This window comes from Pseudanabaena sp. FACHB-2040, assembly GCF_014696715.1.
Classification (GTDB): Bacteria; Cyanobacteriota; Cyanobacteriia; order Phormidesmidales; family Phormidesmidaceae; genus JACVSF01.
This window is the reverse complement of sequence record NZ_JACJQO010000033.1, coordinates 14,930-30,660: the sequence shown is the minus strand read 5'-3', so window position 1 is coordinate 30,660 and position 15,731 is coordinate 14,930. Positions and strand designations below refer to the sequence as shown.

The following is a 15,731-nucleotide window of genomic DNA, read 5'->3' as shown; positions in this document are numbered from 1 at the left end:
ACACCTCAAGCACTGCAACAAGCACTGAGGCAAATTGTCACCGAGGAGATTTCAGAAAGCAATGCCATTGCTTGGTTCGCTCACTGTGGCTTATTCACGTGAAATTCGCTGTAAACGCTTGCTCTGAGCTTATCTCAGACCCCCTAATTATTCCTTTTGTCAACCTGCGGAATGTCGGATTAAAATCACTTGCCAAACAGACTGGAAAAATTTACCTCCCTCTGAGCCAGTAGGCTTGGAACTAGAGACAATGATTAAAAGCGGTTTTGTTGAAGTTAGATGGATGACACAGGAGTGGAAGTAGCAGTAGCAGTGTCATCCTTTACTTTGTCATCTCTAAAATACGTCAAGGGATATTACTAGGCCTAAACTTTAAGGAGACCCCTCTCCACCCTTTGTTTAAAGAATAAAATTCATTCCCCTGAAAGTTGTGGCATATTGGCATTTTGAGAGTGAGTTTGGTCTAGAAGAGTTTTTCTGGAAGGCTCTAGAGCCTTTGCTAAATCTGGAGCCTTTAGCACGTCAATATGCTACGCAGGGTCAGTACTGTGACATCCTAGCGACTGATTGGGAACAACAGTTAGTTGTTCTAGAGCTGAAGAATGTTGAAGATCGATATGTGGTGTCTCAACTGACTCGCTACTATGCCAGCTTATTTGAGGAGAAGCCTTTTTCAGAGCGGGTGGATTATGGTCTGCCTATCCGTCTAGTTGCAATTGCCCCCAGTTTCCACTCTCACAATTACGTAGACCAGCAGCATAGCCGCTTGGACTTTGAGTTTTGGACTTTTGAAGTTGTAGAAGTAGACGGCAAATTCACCTTCGAACTCAAATCCTCAAGTGGTAAGCTAATAGGGCAAACAGAGATTCCGCCTACTTTTCACAGTTACCTTGTAGCAACTCAAGAGAATTTACCAAAACCCGAAAGAGTTATTAGCCGCCCACCCAAGTCCTTCCGGACACTGCTAGACAAACTACCACAGGGGCAGCAGGAGTACTTGCTGAAACTGCGACAGAAAGTTCTCGACTATGATGAGCGGATGATTGAAGTTGGTTTGACAGCGCGAACTCAATACGGATTGAGAAAAGGTGAGAAAGCTATCTACCAAACTAAGTCATGCGTCGAGATTTTAAGCCAACGCCCCTTTGACGTGCCTGTACTGCATCTAATGCTGCCTTATCCTAAAAAGGAATTTGGTGCACCAGGCCATCGGTTCAAAGAGGAGCTTGTTAGGGGCGATGCTTGGGCAATCGTACCTCTCCTTCAAGAACAGTGGGAAGCGGGGCTTTGTGTAGGATTCTTTCTTGGCAAGGGCCGTCAATCCCCTAGTTTCAGGTATGTCTACACAGTAGAGCGTTATACCAGAATTTGCGAACAGCTTTTGGGTCGCTCTGTCAGCTTGTGCTCGACCGAGGACTTTATTGAGTTTGCCTTAAATGAGTGGCAAAAAAGGTTGATGCCTAAGAACTAGCAATGGCTTTTTGCTCAAGGGAACGCTTCACCAAAACAGGCTTGCGATCGCTGCCGCCTCTACGCCCACAGCCCCGACCTGATTTGTGCTGTCCATCTAGCAGGGCCAGCGGTTGACCCCTGCCTTTAGGCCTTGATCTATTTTTGTAATACTTCTGATGCCCTCTAGCGTACTTTCTCGTCAATTCCTTGGCAGGGAAAGAGCAGTAATTTGATTCTATACATTATTGGCAGGAAGTTCCGAAGGTTTTGTGATGGCTACAATGCCGCTGCTTATCAGCAGAAGAAAGGCAGTGGGTGCCCAAATAACTCGCTCACCTGCGCTGGGCGTGATCAGATTGAGGACAAGACTCAATGCTGCAAAGGCTACGACGAACCATACAAGCCAGCGTGATACTCGCGACCATCTGGGCAAAATGAGGTCCGCCCGAGCTAGCACGACCGCGGCCATTCCAACAAGGAGCGCTACTTGGATGAGGGCTGCGATACGCAGTGGAGGGGGAAACTGACCTGGGAAAGCCCCACCTAGGGTGAACGCGCCCCACGGCACACCGGCAGCCAACGCGATCTGAAACGCAACAGCACCTGAAGAGATAATTGCATATAAAAGCGCTGCGATCTGTCTCAAAGTCATCTTAATTAGCTCCTTCATAGGTGCGTTTGAGAAGTATCCAACTGCGCCAAGCGCTTGAGCATGAGCCGAATCATTGCCAGGTAGATAAAGACTTCGGAAGTCTCAGGTAAAGCCACATAGTCTCTACTGAGCCGACGGCAATTGCTCAGCCAAGCAAAGAGGGCGTTTGAGAAGTAGAAAAGCTTTCATGGCATAGGCTGTCAGTACTGAAAACCAAAGACAGTCGCATGAAAGCACTATCCAAATACTATCCCAGCAACCTGACCCCAGCCCAGTGGAGCCTGATCGCGCCCTACCTGCCTGCAGCTAAGAGGGCGTTAGTTGCTTGAAAGTTGCCCACTATGCCGTGACACATTCCTTCTCTTCAAACTTCAGACCATGCTGACCTAGGTTTTCCAAGAATTCATGGAGAGTGAATAATTGCTCAATGTGGAATACCCCAGCCGGATATGAAGATAGAACCAGTTTTTCAGCAACCTTGGCAGCCACTAGTCCGGTTACTCGTCCTTCAACTTCTCCCCACAATGAACATTCATATAAGGCTCCTTTTCCGAGTAAGTTGCCCCCGTCTACCTTTACGACAAATTCGGCGGAACCAAAATGTAGCCGCTTAAGTAGGCTGACCAATAATCCTTCAACACCGTTCAGGGTCAGCAGACGACTTACACCTGTTTTTTTCATGACAGCCAACAAAGAGGTCATCCAGGCAGAATCAAAGCAGAGCCGTGTAGAGACACTCTTGAGATCCAGGGTTTGTGGAAGCACATGTTGATCGGAAAAATTGAACCGATAAGCGGTTCTTTTTCCTGACTTACCGGGAAAGACCGTTTGTTTGCTATCTTCAAAGCTTTTTACCTGCTTGGTTCCCTCATTATCACGAATAGTAAACTCCCCGCTCAGATTCTCCAAAGTCCACTGAAGGGCAGCGTCACCGTGAATGTCTCCCATCCCTAGCAGAATGTAAATATCAGCATAGGTCATGCCCGGCACCTTTGATTGACAGTGTTTGGTCAGGAGATTGGTCAAACCGGGAGCCAGACCCACACTTAAAATAACCGTAGCCCTTGCCACCTCAGCTTCCTTGTTGAGCTTCTCAATTTGGGAAAGAATAGAATAGCTTGCAGAAATATCAATATAGTGAATCCTTCGTTGAATACACAGCCGAACAAATTCAATACTTTCCAAGTCCAAGCACATCATGACAATTCCCACATCATCCAGTGATTTCTCATTGGCAGAAATGTGAGAAATATCGAGTGCCATTGGAATTACCTGCTGTCCCAATTCCAACGAAAACTCTTTGGCTTTTTGATAATTCCTCCCGGCAACGATGACTTGCCTGGGGAATCGCTTGCCTAACTCAGTTGCAATAATACGACCGACATTACCATATCCACCGATGATGAGAATTTTCTTATTCATCGTCTACCTCAACATACAAATCTGCGCCCTAACGATGCCCATCACCCGCCGCAGATAACCTTTGCATCATACCAACCGACTCTCGACGGTCGGCGTGCATGGGCGTTGTAATGCGGCTGGCAACTACCGAGATAGATTGGGTTCGACTACGGCTGGAAAGCTGTCAAAATTGCGTCGCACCCAATCCATTCCCACTTCATTGTTTAACTTTATACGCTGTGGTGCATTGGCGTAAATCCTTTCTAAAATCCTTGCATCTTGATCCACAACCACATCAATTAACTTAAGCAGATTGCGTTTCAGCAGATGTGCGATTGGAGAATGTGCTTTCATATATATCAATACAAATACACGAGATTGACAATCGGCTTCTGGAAGATAGAAGTGACATTCCTTGAGGCTCAATAGCTTATCTTCACCGTGTAACAATCCCATGAACGGAAAAAAGTTTTCTAGATGTGCCTCTAGCACCTTTGGCATCGCAAGCTGAGCAGGATTTCTTAGAATATCGCGAAATGTAGGTTGTTTGCGGGGTTGTGACAAATACGCATGAGAATGTAACCCCTCATCAATGAACTGCTTCACTTGCACTTCTTCAATCTCAAATAATTCTCGATGAGTGCCGTTTTGGTGATTGTAGTCGTGCATATTGAGTAGCAAACTCAGAAGGTCGGTCGGAATGCTGCGTTCTCCCGTCACGCCAATGAACTCATACTCTGTTGCAATCTCATTCATAATTGCAGGAATTGGGATTTTTGGCTCATAGCTGCCATATGACCAAATAAAATCCCCTTGGATAACTAATTCTAGGGGCGGCAAGAGAGATTTAGTCTGTTTATTCGATCCTGGTAGAACTGTGCAACCTAAATTGTCAAATTCCAAGGCATGAAAAGGACAAGTGATCGCACTATTACCATCAGATTGAGTTACACACCAACCCTCAGACAGCATTGCACCCATATGAGGACAAGCATTTGGCAAAGCATTAATGTTGCCACGACTATCTTGCCAAAGGACGTAATCATTACCCAATAGTGAGATTTTCATCGGCTGATTGGGCTTCAGCATGGAACGATGTGCCAAAAGCCACGGTGCGCCTTGCAATTGATTCATGATTGCTCAAGATAACTTACTAATTAATTAGTAAGTTTATCAAATCCCTGTCTTCACGTCAATCCAGAGATTGAATGTCTTCAGTCTAGCTGCTTCTTTGCTACGATGAAAAGGCAAATAATAAATAAAATGCCGTGGTTCGACCCAGTAAACGAGGTGCGAAGTCCGTCCCCTCTGTTCGCGATGCCCAGATAACACAGCAGCGAATTTTGGATGCCGCAGAGCAAGAATTTTCACGGCATGGCTTAAGTGGTGCGCGGCTGAGTGCGATCGCGGATCTCGCTCAGGTTACGACGGCATCGCTGCATTACTACTTTGAGAATAAGGAAAACTTATACAAGGCAGTTCTACAACGCCCGATCAATGAAGTTCAATCCACGCTTGGGCAGTTAAATTTTGATGATTTATCTCCTGAAGAAGCCCTGAAGCAAATCATTCGGATCGCGATCGCAAACGAGGCTAAAAATCCGCAACGGCAAATGCTGTGGTTTCAAGAGGCAAGCCAAAATCAAGGAATTTACTTCAAACAGTGTAACGTTTTGAGCCTGCATGAGTATTTACTCAAGATTCTAGAGCAAGGTATGGCGGAAGGATATTTTCGCCCTCTCAAACCGTTTTTGGCTCTAACTCATATCTTGAGTGTTTGCCTGTTCTACTTTACAGTTCATGAAAATTGGAAACATCTAACACCAGATGTTGACCGCCTGAGTCCAGAGATGATAGAAGAACACATAGAAGAGGCGACCTCATTTATTTTGGCAGGTATAAGGCACTCCTAATTAGTGACTCAACCGAACCCTGAACATCAACAGATAAGCTTCAGGTTGCTGCCCCAGCCCAGAAATAAAGCCACATAACACTGTTTTGTCACACGGTGTGAAGAGATGAAACTATTGATTCTTGGCGGAACAAGATTTGTAGGTCGTTATCTAGTCACGGCAGCCCTCGCACGCCGCCATGAGGTCACGCTGTTCAATCGCGGGAAGCATTCGTCTGCGGCTTTAACAGGTATCGAAACCATCTACGGAGATCGAAACAGCGATTTGGCTAAGCTTCAAGGTCGTCGTTGGGATGCAGTCGTTGATACTAGCGGATATCTTCCGAGGGCCGTCAGGGCGTTAGCCGAAGTCTTATCTGATTCAGTAGACGCTTACGCTTTTATTTCCAGTCTTTCCGTCTATGCAGATTTTAGCGTTGTCGGGATGGACGAAACTTCTTTCGTCGCGGGACTGGCGAGCGAACAATTGGACAAGGCGAACGCAATTGATTCATCAGGGCAAGCCTCTGCGGTGACTTATGGGGAAATGTATGGCGGGTTAAAAGCTCTGTGTGAGCAGGCGGCTGAAGAAGTCTTGCCCAATCGAGTGCTGATCATTCGTCCCGGTTTGATCGTTGGCCCTGAGGATTATACCGACCGCTTTACTTACTGGGTGGTGCGTGTCGCTCGCGGCGGTGAAGTATTAGCTCTGGGTCGGCCTCGCCGCTCTGTTCAGTTTATTGATGTCCGGGACTTAGCCGAATGGACTGTGAGAATGATTGAGCATCAGGAAACGGGCGTCTATAACGCCAACGGTCTGCCTGACAACCTGACGATGGGAGCGGTGCTTGAGGAATGTAAAACGGTCACCGATAGTGACGCTTCTTTGACATGGGTCAGTGACGACTTTCTGTTGCAAGAGAAAGTCTCTCCGTGGAGCGAAATGCCCCTTTGGCTGCCGGAAGAAGCTGCCCCGCAGGTGAAAGGCTTTATGTTCATCAACTGTAATAAAGCTGTGGGCGCTGGTCTTAGCTTTCGCCCCTCGAGCGACACAATCAAAGATACACTAGCTTGGCACGAAACAAATCGCCTCAATGAAGAATTGCAAGCTGGTATTGACACGGGCAAAGAACAAAGGTTGCTGCGCAAATGGTATGAACACATTGACTACTTAGAGGGCGTTTGAGAAGTAGAAAAGCTTTCATGGCATAGGCTGCCAGTACTGAAAAAGAGGTTGTGTCGCAAAGACTTTAGAGTGACAAGCGAAATGATCTCGTTTGTATTGCTTTAGGCACTCACTCCAAAGATTTCATGAATGAACTCTGCTTGAGATACACTGTCCCCTCGATTGATTCCTTTCACCTGCCCTTTGCGAATCATGTTCATTGCCTCAATCCCACGTAAGGTTCTTCTTGAGGTGTGGAATGATTGAAATCCCATCATCGCTCTCACAATCCGTTTGATATTCCGATGGTCTTGCTCAATCATGTTGTTCAAATACTTGCTCTGTCTCAATTGGGTTTCGGCTTTTAATGTCTTGTCCTCCTTCAATTTATCAACCGCGACTGGATAAGCCGCATTCTTATCGACCGTAATGACTCGTGGAGCCTAAGTGTGCTCAGCTCCCATCACTTTGTGAAAAAATCTTGCCGCTGCTTTGCCATCCTGCTTTGCACTCAGCATAAAGTCCAGCGTATTCCCTTTCGAATCGACAGCGCGATCCAGATATTTCCACGCGCCCTTAATTTTGAGGTAGGTTTCGTCCACACGCCATGAATCATTCGTTGGCTTGAGGTGGGGTCGAATGTGTTTGTCCAGTTCTGGTGCGTACCTCAAGACCCAACGGTTGATCGTTGAATGGTCTACTTCCACGCCACGCTCTTGCATCATCTCCTCTAAATCTCGGTAGCTGAGGGAGTAACGGCAGTACCATCGCACATTCAGCAGGATGATTTCAGGCAAAAAGTGCCGCCACTTAAACAGAGGGGGAGTAGACATGCTAGAGGAATCAGGCGAGTCTAAACTTGGCTACCTTACCACTGAACAGTTTTTGCGACACAGCCAAAAGTGCCGCCACTAGCAAAAGTAGTAGACCGTTGCGTATGACGGAAAGTCCTCGGTTAACAAGGCTCAGGCGCACCCGCTCATCAAGAGATAGAGAATCGCATTGACAACATCGTAGAGGTCAACGGTTCGGGGACGACCCGTGGCTTTGGCTCCAGCTGATAGGGCTGACAGGAGATCCCACTGGTCACAAGTCAGACTACTGGCATGGGCTGTGGTCATGACTTCCTGAGAGCTACAGAGATTACTGTTCTGAGCCTAATTTCCAGGAATCTTTTCTTGTACGGGTATCGCTTGAGTGCTACTTGTTACTTTTCAAACATCCTCTCAAGCGTACTATATCTAGTTAATTAGCGAAGTTGCGCCTTAGCAGTGGCGCTATTCGGGGTGGACCGATTTTAGCGTAGCCAAAAATGCCTTTATGCTCTGCTCACCTCGCTGCGCATTGCCCGTGGTCAAAAAGTCGAGGGTAGCCCCCTGAAATAGGTGAAACAGCGAGCGCGCCACCGCTTCATCTCCTGTCAGCGCCGTTAGCGACTCAATCCACTGCTGGGTTTCGCGCTCTAGAAACTGCTGAGTTTCAGCATCGCCTTGCATAGCCCGCAGGTTGAGATCCATTGTCAGCTTTAGCCAGCCCTGCATGTCTGGGGTGGTAAATTGCTGCCACATCGCCAGCAGAGACTCGGCAACGGTATCGGCATCTGCTACGGCTGTGTTTTGCAGCGACTGTAGCTGTTCGCGCAGACGCACCTCTAGCCGGGCAATCACCTGGCGCTCTAACTCTTGCTTCGAGCCAAAGTGGTAGACCAACATGCGCCCGCTGGTGCCAATGCGTTTAGCGATCGCGTTAATGCTAGCGTCCAGTGCGCCCGCCTCAATGGCCACCTCCAGGCACTTTTCTACCAACTCAGCTTTCTTTTGAGGTTCGGTGGGTCGACTCATGTTGACAATTAGCGTAATAGCTATTACAGTTATTATTAACGTAATAACTATTACGTTAACATCGTTTCACAAGTAATCACCATGAACACAAAAGATCGCTTGAGTCTCGTGCTGGTTGGATTTAGCATTTGGGCAACGGCCACCATAGTCTATCGGCAGGTGGGCTCGATTTTCTTTGAGCGCTCGGTTATGGAATATTGGCTCAACGTTGCCAGCACTAGCGGCCTATATACGCTGGTCTTTGTCGGGTTGATGCGGTGGCGACGTATTGAAACCAAAGACTGGTTGCAGGGCGCAATCTGCATCGCGCTGCCTGGAATGCTAGGGGAAATTCCCATTTTGGCGGACTTTGTTGAGTTGATGAGCAACATGCATCCTGAAACCGCTGGGCGCTACGCAGCGTTCTTATTTTCTGGGTACTCAATCTTGTTGGGTTTTGCCTGGTTTAGGGCGATTAGGGAGGTACGATTCCTTACCCCTGAACAGCTGCACTAGACCAATTACTCGTCTCGGCGAGGAGCAAACCTCCCATTCCATCAGTCCTAATGATTCAATCCCTTACCATCCCAGCTCAAATCATCACCATGCCGGCAATAGAGTACGTCACTAAAGCGCTGACGACATGGTCAGTAGGGTTCTCTCCCTACGCCGAGGTTTACGCGGCCGTTGCGGCAGGCATGGCTTTGGGGTTGGACGCGGTTTCAGCGGTATTTTGGGGCGTACTTGGCAATTTTGTGCCCATTCCACTCCTGCTGTGGGGCTATGATCGCCTCATGCAGGTTCCTCAACTGCGCGCTTGGCTCTCGCGCTTACAGAAACGCGGTGGGCAGCGGGTTAGAGAGCCCTTCAAGCGTTATGGTGCCTGGTTTCTCATCCCCATGACGCCCCTTTTAGGAAGCTGGACAGTGGCCATCGTTGGCCCGCTTACTGGCATTGCACCCCGGCAACTTTTAGTCTTTTCACTAGTTAGCATCACGCTGTACGGCGTTGCGACAGCCATTGCCATAACCACCGGCATAAGCTGGTTTTCTGCCCCTTAGTTCTGAGCATCACCCTAGGGTTTAGCTCCAAAATCGCTGTTTGAGGCTGCCGCTTTTAGCCGACCCTTCTATAGAGAATGGCGTGTTCTCCAAATTTGTTGCGCGGCACCATAAAATTTGTAATCTTTGCAGAACAATGATTTTACTATTCCTTCACTTCAGTACGCATCAAGTCTCACTATCGAGTTCATGACGCAAAAGTTTTATGCAACTACTCAGGACGAAGCATACGCGTAAAGCAGGAAATACCCACCACGAATTTAAAAGCTGCGCCGTTTTTCGTGAAACATGCCTTTGATAAATAACAGACGTTCGATACAAAATAATTGATGGGCAAGCTCTAATAGCAAGTATCTGACCTACAAAGTCTTCTCTCCACACAAACTCAAACAGTACTCAAGTTATTTATATGCACATTCATCACCTCAACTGTGGTACCAATTGCCCGCTTGGTGGACGGCTAATTGACGGCATTAGCAAAGGTCTAACTGCAAAGCTAGTATGCCACTGCCTACTTATTGAATCAGCGGATGGGCTGGTGCTAGTTGACACTGGACTTGGCACCGAGGACATACAGCACCCTGTTTCTCGGCTCAGCTCTACCTTTCTACTAATGAACAACTTCCAACTCCGGTCCCAGGAGACGGCGCTTGCTCAACTGAAGTCCGCCGGATATAACCCCAACGATGTGCGCCATATTGTCTTGACACATCTAGATTTTGACCATGCAGGCGGAGTTAGTGATTTTCCGCATGCCACGGTGCATGTGATGGCCGACGAGCTACGGGCAGCAAAAGAGCGTCAAGGATTTTGGGGGGTTCGGAGGTACCGACCTGTGCAGTGGAGTAGTGTCGCTAAGTGGCAACTTTACGAACCTCAAGGCGAAACCTGGAACGGCTTTCAGGCAGTGAAGCAGCTTGAGGGTCTGCCATCTGATATTCTTTTGATTTCGCTGATAGGGCACTCCAGAGGGCATGCAGGCATCGCCATTCGGCAATCTGACAGTTGGCTGCTCCACGCAGGCGATGCCTATGTGCATCACTCCGAACTCCAGTACGACTCGGTCTATCCAGGGATCATTGAATATCAGGGACTACTGGATGTAGACAAGAAAGCGCGTATTCAAAATCAGGCCCGACTTAGGGAACTAGCCAATAACCCCGCAGCCAAGGTTCACGTTTTTTGCTCTCATGATCCCCTTGAGTTAGCCCAACTGAGCAATGTTGGGGTGTGGCAACGAACCTGACGAAATGTTACTATCACACCTTCCAAACCCATAACAGGTAAGGGATTCACGGCTTACTACAGATGTAGTATGTAGAGCTTTGTGGCATGAGACGCGAATTATCCACAAACCTTGGTATAAGACTGCTCACGTCCTGCTGAGCTTTGAAAAGTACAATGCCAAGCGTTCAAGATACGGCTTATCCCCGACTCAAAAACCATCTAACTGAGAAGGACTTGCTTACCCTCTATACACCCACAACAGAGGAACTGGAGTTAGCCAAGCGAGTCACCATGAAACCTGTAACGTGCTTGAACTTCCTCGTTCTCCTCAAGGCATTCCAACGGCTGAGGTATGGTGTGGCATTGGTAGACGTTCCTGCCAGTATCACTCGTCATATTGTTACAAGTGTTCAGCTACCGACGTCTCGACAGAAAGTGAGCCAATATGATGCCTCCGAAACTCGAAGACGGCATTTGAGCGTCATTCGCGACTATTTGCAAATTGCAGCCTTTGACCAAAAGGCTCACGAGGCGATGCTCGAAGCCCTGAAGATGGCGGTGGAGGCAAAATATGACTTGGTGGATCTGGTCAATATTGCCCTCGAAGAGTTGGTGCGGGAACACTTTGAGCTACCGGGTTTCTCGACGTTGGAGCGGGCTGCCCGGACGGTTCGCAAAGCTCATCTCGAGCAGCTCTACCAGCAGGTAAGTGAGGCGCTGACATCAGCTCAACGACAACAACTGGCCAGTTTTTTTAGCGAAGGTGACGAAGACACGCATTGGGAGCGGCTCAAATAAGAACCCGGAAAACCTTTGTTAAGCGTCTTAAAGACTGGGCTGAGCGACTGCAATGGCTAGCCTACGCTCCTGTCGGGCTCAACCGCGCTGGCGGGCATTCCTGCGGTGAAAGTGCAACAGTCTGCGGCAGAAGCCCAGACGCTCGATGTCGCTCGTATGAAAGCCTTACCGCTTGCCAAGCAAGAAACGCTAGCAGTGGCGTTACTCACTCAACAGTACGGACACACTCTCGATGATGTCACCGAGATGTTTATTAAACGGATGCGACACCTCCATTACCAGGCCCGAGAGGCGCTATTGCAGCATCACCTGGAAAGCCAAGAGCGGGCTGATATCATGTCGGCTTGAATGCCCATAATATGAGTCCTTATCTCACGGAACATATCAACCGCTTGGGGCGCTATCACCTTGATCTGGAACGGCCACCTCCGGAAATCCAATTTAATGTCCCTATCGTCAGCGCCACCAAACCACCACAAGAAGAACCGAGTGAACTGACTCACGCTGCTGCGGAGGCAGAAATGTAGTATGCCTCAAACTCCCTCTAAGTAAGGGTTCTAGCGAGATATGATACCTTTTCGTCAGGATCGTTGCCATACCCCATAGTTGCCTAAGTCCAGACTCACTACCTCGGAGCGCCGCAGGCCCACCAACAGCACCGCCAGCACTGCCGCATCTCGGTAATCGATGTTGCGATCGCACTTAGTGCAATCCGCCATTAGCGCCCACACCTCACCAGGTGAGATGTCACGGCCAGCCGGTATCGTCTCCCCTTGAATATTGGAGAGGTCAGCAGCCCGCTGGTAGGACTCCACATCCATCAGCCCCAGCCGCCAGCATTCCTGAAGCACCCGCCGCAGTGCCGAGAGCGCCTTATTAGCCGTTGCCGGTGCATAGCGCTCCTGCAGTCGCACTCGAATAGCCGAGGTGTGCTGATAGCGCAGCTCCCACCAGGGGAAACGCAAGCAGAGCCAGATGCCGAGGGAGCGACCCCATCGCTAATCTCAATAAAAGTTTCAATCAGCAAATCGAGCGAACGCCGGATCGCCCGCCTCGACCCTTCCCCTAAACTCGCCAAGTAAATTATCGCCGGGGCTGCTGCGGGATCAGCCGCGTGACCTGTGCCTGTTTACCTTGGGAATCAACACGGCGTTTCGGGCAGCCCATTTCTAAATGGTCGAGCAGGCAGTGAATCGAGCTTGACAGGTGGGCATTTACAGGCGCGCGAGGAGCTAGAAGCCAGCTTAAAAAGCAGGTTGCAATAGATGGGACGCCAGATCGCGTGACTGCGACCTAGCGACTATCAAGGGAGCCCAAGATCCCTAAAGGCTGAATAAGTGATCTGAGGTGAGAGATATATAGTGATGTCACTGCGCCTGCCTAGAGACTTGTCCCCATGCGCCACCCCGCTAAGCTACTGGGTCTAACCCTCCTTGCCGGTTTGCTCACTCTGTCTCTCCAGCGGCCAGGGCTTTCAGGTGTCGTAGAGACTCTGGAAACGCTACCCCCCTCGGTGCATCTAGCCCAAGACTTTCGTGGCATTGCCCGCAAAGCTGAGGCAGATCGGCTACTTTCGCAGGGCCTTGAGCAACAAAACCGCAGCCAGTATCTCCAGGCGTTGCAGTCGTGGGAACAGGCACTGGCTATCTATCGGGACATCCAGAATCGCCGTGGCGAAGGGCGTGCGTTAGGGCACTTGGGCAATGCTTACCACAATCTAGGGGACTATCGCCGCGCTATTGAGTTCTATGAGCAAAGTCTGGCAATTGCCCGTGAGGTGAGCGACCGGGGCGCGGAAGGGGCAGCCCTGGGGAATTTGGGCAATGCTTACCGCAACCTAGGGGACTATCGCCGCGCCATTGAGTTCCATGAGCAAAGTCTGGAGATCGCCCGTGAGATTGGCGACCGGGGCGCGGAAGGGGCAGTCCTGGGGAACTTGGGCCTTGCTTACAACAACCTGGGGGAGTATCGCCGCGCCATCGAGTTCCAAGAGCAACACCTGGAGATCGCCCGTGAGCTGGGCAACCGGGGCAGGGAAGGGGTTGCTCTGGGGAACTTGGGCCTTGCTTACAACAACCTAGGGGAGTATCGCCGCGCCATTGAGTTCCATGAGCAAAGGCTAGCAATCGCCCGTGAGATTGGCGACCGGAGCGGGGAAGGGACTGCTCTGGGGAATTTGGGCATTGCTTACTACAGGCTGGGGGAGTATCGCCGCGCCATCGAGTTCTATGAGCAAACCCTGTCTCTCTTCCGTGAGATTGGCGACCGGGGCGGGGAAGGGCGTGCCCTGGGAAGTTTGGGCCTTGCTTACCGCAACCTAGAGCAGTACGACCTCGCTATCGATTTCTACAGCCAAGCCCTTTCCATCTTCAGCGCCCTGGGCAGCCGAGCTGAAGCGGGCATTACCCTCAGTAACCTCGGCAATCTCCTCAACGACCAAGACCAGCCCGAACTCGCTATTGTCTTCCTCAAATCCTCGGTGGATGTGCGCGAATCCATCCGCGGCGGCCTGCAAGGGCTAGATACTAGCCTGCAGCAGTCCTTCACCGACACCGTCGCCGGCACCTACCGCACCCTGGCCGACCTGCTGCTGCAACAAAACCGCATTCTCGAAGCCCAGCGGGTGCTCGACCTGCTCAAGGTGCAAGAGCTCGATGATTCTCTGCGAGGGGTGCGCAGCACCGACTCCACCACTAGCGGCGTCGCCTTTTGGCAAGTGGAGTCAGACCTGCTGGCTCTCTACCAGCAGGTCATCACTGACGCCGATGAACTCGCCCAACTGCAAGCCGCCGGCTACGACAGTCTCAGCCCCGAACAGCAGCAGCGCCTCGCTACCCTGCGCCAGCGCAGCACCGACGTCCAGCGCCGCTTCACCGCCTTTCTCGACCTGCCAGAGGTGCGCTCACTGCTAGCGCAAATCCGCCAGGAGACGGCAGGGCAAAACCTGGCCATCGAGACCCAGCACCGCGCCCTGCAAAACAACCTGCGTGCCCTGCCCCAAAAGACTGCCCTGCTCTACCCGCTGATTTTGAGCGACCGCCTCGAACTGGTTCTGGTCACCGCCGATGGCCCCCCCCTGCGCTACCCCATCGCTGTCAAGGGGGAAGAGCTAAACCGCGCCATTGTCGCCTTTGGCCAGGCCCTCAAAGACCCCAGCAGCGACATTCAACCCCTGGCCCAGCAGCTCTACAGCTGGCTGGTCGCCCCCCTCGAACCCCAACTGGAGCAGGCGGGCATCGAGTCGCTGCTCTACGCTCCCGATGGAGCGCTGCGCTACCTGCCCCTAGCCGCCCTCCACGATGGCGAGCAGTATTTGGCCCAGCGCTTTAGCCTCAGTCATATCACAGCTGCCTCGTTGACCAACTTTGACCAGGTGCCTAATGCCAGTAGGCGGCGCTTGCTGGCGGCAGCCTGCGCCGAGTGCAGCTTTACCATCACCGTGGGCGGGGCGACCTTTCCCTTTGGCGACCTGCCCTACAGCGAAACCGAAGTCAAAGCCCTGGCCGAGCAGGTGCCCAACACCAGCGTGCTGCTAAACGAGGGCTTTAACCGCAGCGAGCTAGAAAATCGCCTGGGCAGCTACAGCATCATTCACCTGGCCACCCACGGCGCGGTGGTGGAAAACCAACCGAGCCAGTCCTTTGTGGTGCTCGGCAGCGGTGAAGCGGTCACCCTGGAGACCATCCGCCAGAGCTGGAGCCTCAGCCACACCGAACTGGTGGTGCTCAGCGCCTGTGAAACTGCCGTGGGCAGCCCCCAGCTGGGCAGCGGTGTGGAGATTTTGGGCTTGGGCTACCAGATTCAAGAGGCTGGTGCCCTGGGGGTGCTGGCCTCGCTGTGGAAGGTGAGCGACCAGGGCACCCAGGTGCTGATGAGTGCCTTCTACGACGCCCTGGGCCAGGGCATGACCAAGGCTGAGGCTCTGCAAGCAGCCCAGCAAGCGCTGATTACGGGCGATTTTTCTGCTGTCGGGGGGCAGCGGGGCACCATAGAGCTGATTAGCAGCCAGACGGGTCAACCTCCGGTAGCGGGCGGCTCCTTGGCCCACCCTTATTACTGGGCACCGTTTATTCTGATCGGCAATGGACTGTAAGAGGCTGGCTCTGTTGAAGGTCCTCCAGTAGCAAAGCGCCTTTTCAGACAACTCACGGAGCAATCCCTGATGAGACAAGCTTTTTCGTTAGTACATCCTCTGGACTAAAAGTGGCCTAATTTTTCTCAAAATCCAGTAGTACAAAGTCAATTTTTGCTGATTTTGTCGCCT

General features: G+C 51.0%; 15 protein-coding genes and 2 pseudogenes. 9 read left to right on the top strand and 8 right to left on the bottom strand.

Annotated features, from left to right (window positions below; genetic code table 11):
• The first annotated feature begins 430 nt into the window (after positions 1-430).
• Complete coding sequence (locus tag H6G13_RS26960; protein ID WP_190488736.1) at positions 431-1,471, top strand: endonuclease NucS domain-containing protein; 1,041 nt, start codon at positions 431-433, stop codon at positions 1,469-1,471.
• A 216-nt stretch (positions 1,472-1,687) separates the two neighbouring features.
• Here H6G13_RS26960 and H6G13_RS26955 read toward each other — a convergent pair whose 3' ends face one another.
• From H6G13_RS26955 to H6G13_RS26940, 4 genes and pseudogenes are all read right to left on the bottom strand, one after another.
• Positions 1,688-2,122, bottom strand: coding sequence for a hypothetical protein (locus H6G13_RS26955; protein WP_199306922.1), 435 nt, complete (start codon positions 2,120-2,122; stop codon positions 1,688-1,690).
• Positions 2,119-2,262: pseudogene (locus H6G13_RS26950) on the bottom strand (IS5/IS1182 family transposase); the annotation flags it as partial. The gene H6G13_RS26955 and the pseudogene H6G13_RS26950, both read right to left, overlap by 4 nt.
• 181 nt (positions 2,263-2,443) lie before the next feature.
• Complete coding sequence (locus H6G13_RS26945) at positions 2,444-3,526, bottom strand: saccharopine dehydrogenase NADP-binding domain-containing protein (protein ID WP_190488734.1); 1,083 nt, start codon at positions 3,524-3,526, stop codon at positions 2,444-2,446.
• 123 nt (positions 3,527-3,649) lie between these two features.
• Positions 3,650-4,639: a Rieske 2Fe-2S domain-containing protein gene (locus H6G13_RS26940; protein WP_190488732.1), complete on the bottom strand. Its 990-nt coding sequence runs from the start codon at positions 4,637-4,639 to the stop codon at positions 3,650-3,652.
• Between the two features lie 209 nt (positions 4,640-4,848).
• On the opposite strand from H6G13_RS26940, the gene H6G13_RS26935 reads away from it, so the two are divergent.
• Together H6G13_RS26935 and H6G13_RS26930 are read left to right on the top strand one after the other, a co-directional pair.
• Positions 4,849-5,418 (top strand): TetR/AcrR family transcriptional regulator, encoded by a 570-nt coding sequence (locus H6G13_RS26935; RefSeq protein WP_199306923.1) that lies wholly within the window; start codon positions 4,849-4,851, stop codon positions 5,416-5,418.
• Between the two features lie 105 nt (positions 5,419-5,523).
• Positions 5,524-6,582, top strand: a complete 1,059-nt coding sequence (locus H6G13_RS26930) for an NAD-dependent epimerase/dehydratase family protein (RefSeq protein ID WP_190488719.1) — start codon at positions 5,524-5,526, stop codon at positions 6,580-6,582.
• A gap of 101 nt (positions 6,583-6,683) precedes the next feature.
• Here the strand turns inward: H6G13_RS26930 and H6G13_RS26925 are convergent.
• The 3 genes and pseudogenes from H6G13_RS26925 to H6G13_RS26915 form a co-directional block, all read right to left on the bottom strand.
• Positions 6,684-7,394 (bottom strand): annotated as a pseudogene (locus tag H6G13_RS26925) (IS6 family transposase).
• Between the two features lie 132 nt (positions 7,395-7,526).
• A complete protein-coding gene (locus H6G13_RS26920) occupies positions 7,527-7,682 on the bottom strand; it encodes a transposase (protein WP_190488717.1) in 156 nt (51 codons plus the stop codon).
• Between the two features lie 156 nt (positions 7,683-7,838).
• Entirely contained in the window at positions 7,839-8,402 is a 564-nt protein-coding gene (locus H6G13_RS26915; RefSeq protein ID WP_190488715.1) for a TetR/AcrR family transcriptional regulator, read from the bottom strand.
• A gap of 81 nt (positions 8,403-8,483) precedes the next feature.
• On the opposite strand from H6G13_RS26915, the gene H6G13_RS26910 reads away from it, so the two are divergent.
• The 5 genes from H6G13_RS26910 to H6G13_RS26890 all read left to right on the top strand — a co-directional run bounded on the left by H6G13_RS26910 (position 8,484) and on the right by H6G13_RS26890 (position 11,815).
• Complete coding sequence (locus H6G13_RS26910; RefSeq protein ID WP_190488713.1) at positions 8,484-8,897, top strand: DUF5367 family protein; 414 nt, start codon at positions 8,484-8,486, stop codon at positions 8,895-8,897.
• Between the two features lie 50 nt (positions 8,898-8,947).
• Positions 8,948-9,442, top strand: a complete 495-nt coding sequence (locus H6G13_RS26905) for a small multi-drug export protein (RefSeq protein WP_190488711.1) — start codon at positions 8,948-8,950, stop codon at positions 9,440-9,442.
• A 409-nt stretch (positions 9,443-9,851) separates the two neighbouring features.
• A complete protein-coding gene (locus tag H6G13_RS26900; RefSeq protein ID WP_190488709.1) occupies positions 9,852-10,688 on the top strand; it encodes an MBL fold metallo-hydrolase in 837 nt (278 codons plus the stop codon).
• Between the two features lie 155 nt (positions 10,689-10,843).
• Positions 10,844-11,467 (top strand): DUF4158 domain-containing protein, encoded by a 624-nt coding sequence (locus tag H6G13_RS26895; protein WP_190488707.1) that lies wholly within the window; start codon positions 10,844-10,846, stop codon positions 11,465-11,467.
• A gap of 111 nt (positions 11,468-11,578) precedes the next feature.
• Positions 11,579-11,815: a hypothetical protein gene (locus H6G13_RS26890; RefSeq protein ID WP_190488705.1), complete on the top strand. Its 237-nt coding sequence runs from the start codon at positions 11,579-11,581 to the stop codon at positions 11,813-11,815.
• 233 nt (positions 11,816-12,048) lie between these two features.
• Here the strand turns inward: H6G13_RS26890 and H6G13_RS26885 are convergent, their stop codons facing one another.
• On the bottom strand, positions 12,049-12,432 hold the full coding sequence (locus tag H6G13_RS26885; RefSeq protein ID WP_190488703.1) for a hypothetical protein: 384 nt from the start codon (positions 12,430-12,432) through the stop codon (positions 12,049-12,051).
• Between the two features lie 431 nt (positions 12,433-12,863).
• Between H6G13_RS26885 and H6G13_RS26880 the strand changes: the two genes are divergently transcribed.
• Positions 12,864-15,560: a CHAT domain-containing protein gene (locus tag H6G13_RS26880; RefSeq protein WP_190488701.1), complete on the top strand. Its 2,697-nt coding sequence runs from the start codon at positions 12,864-12,866 to the stop codon at positions 15,558-15,560.
• Positions 15,561-15,731: the final 171 nt, after the last annotated feature.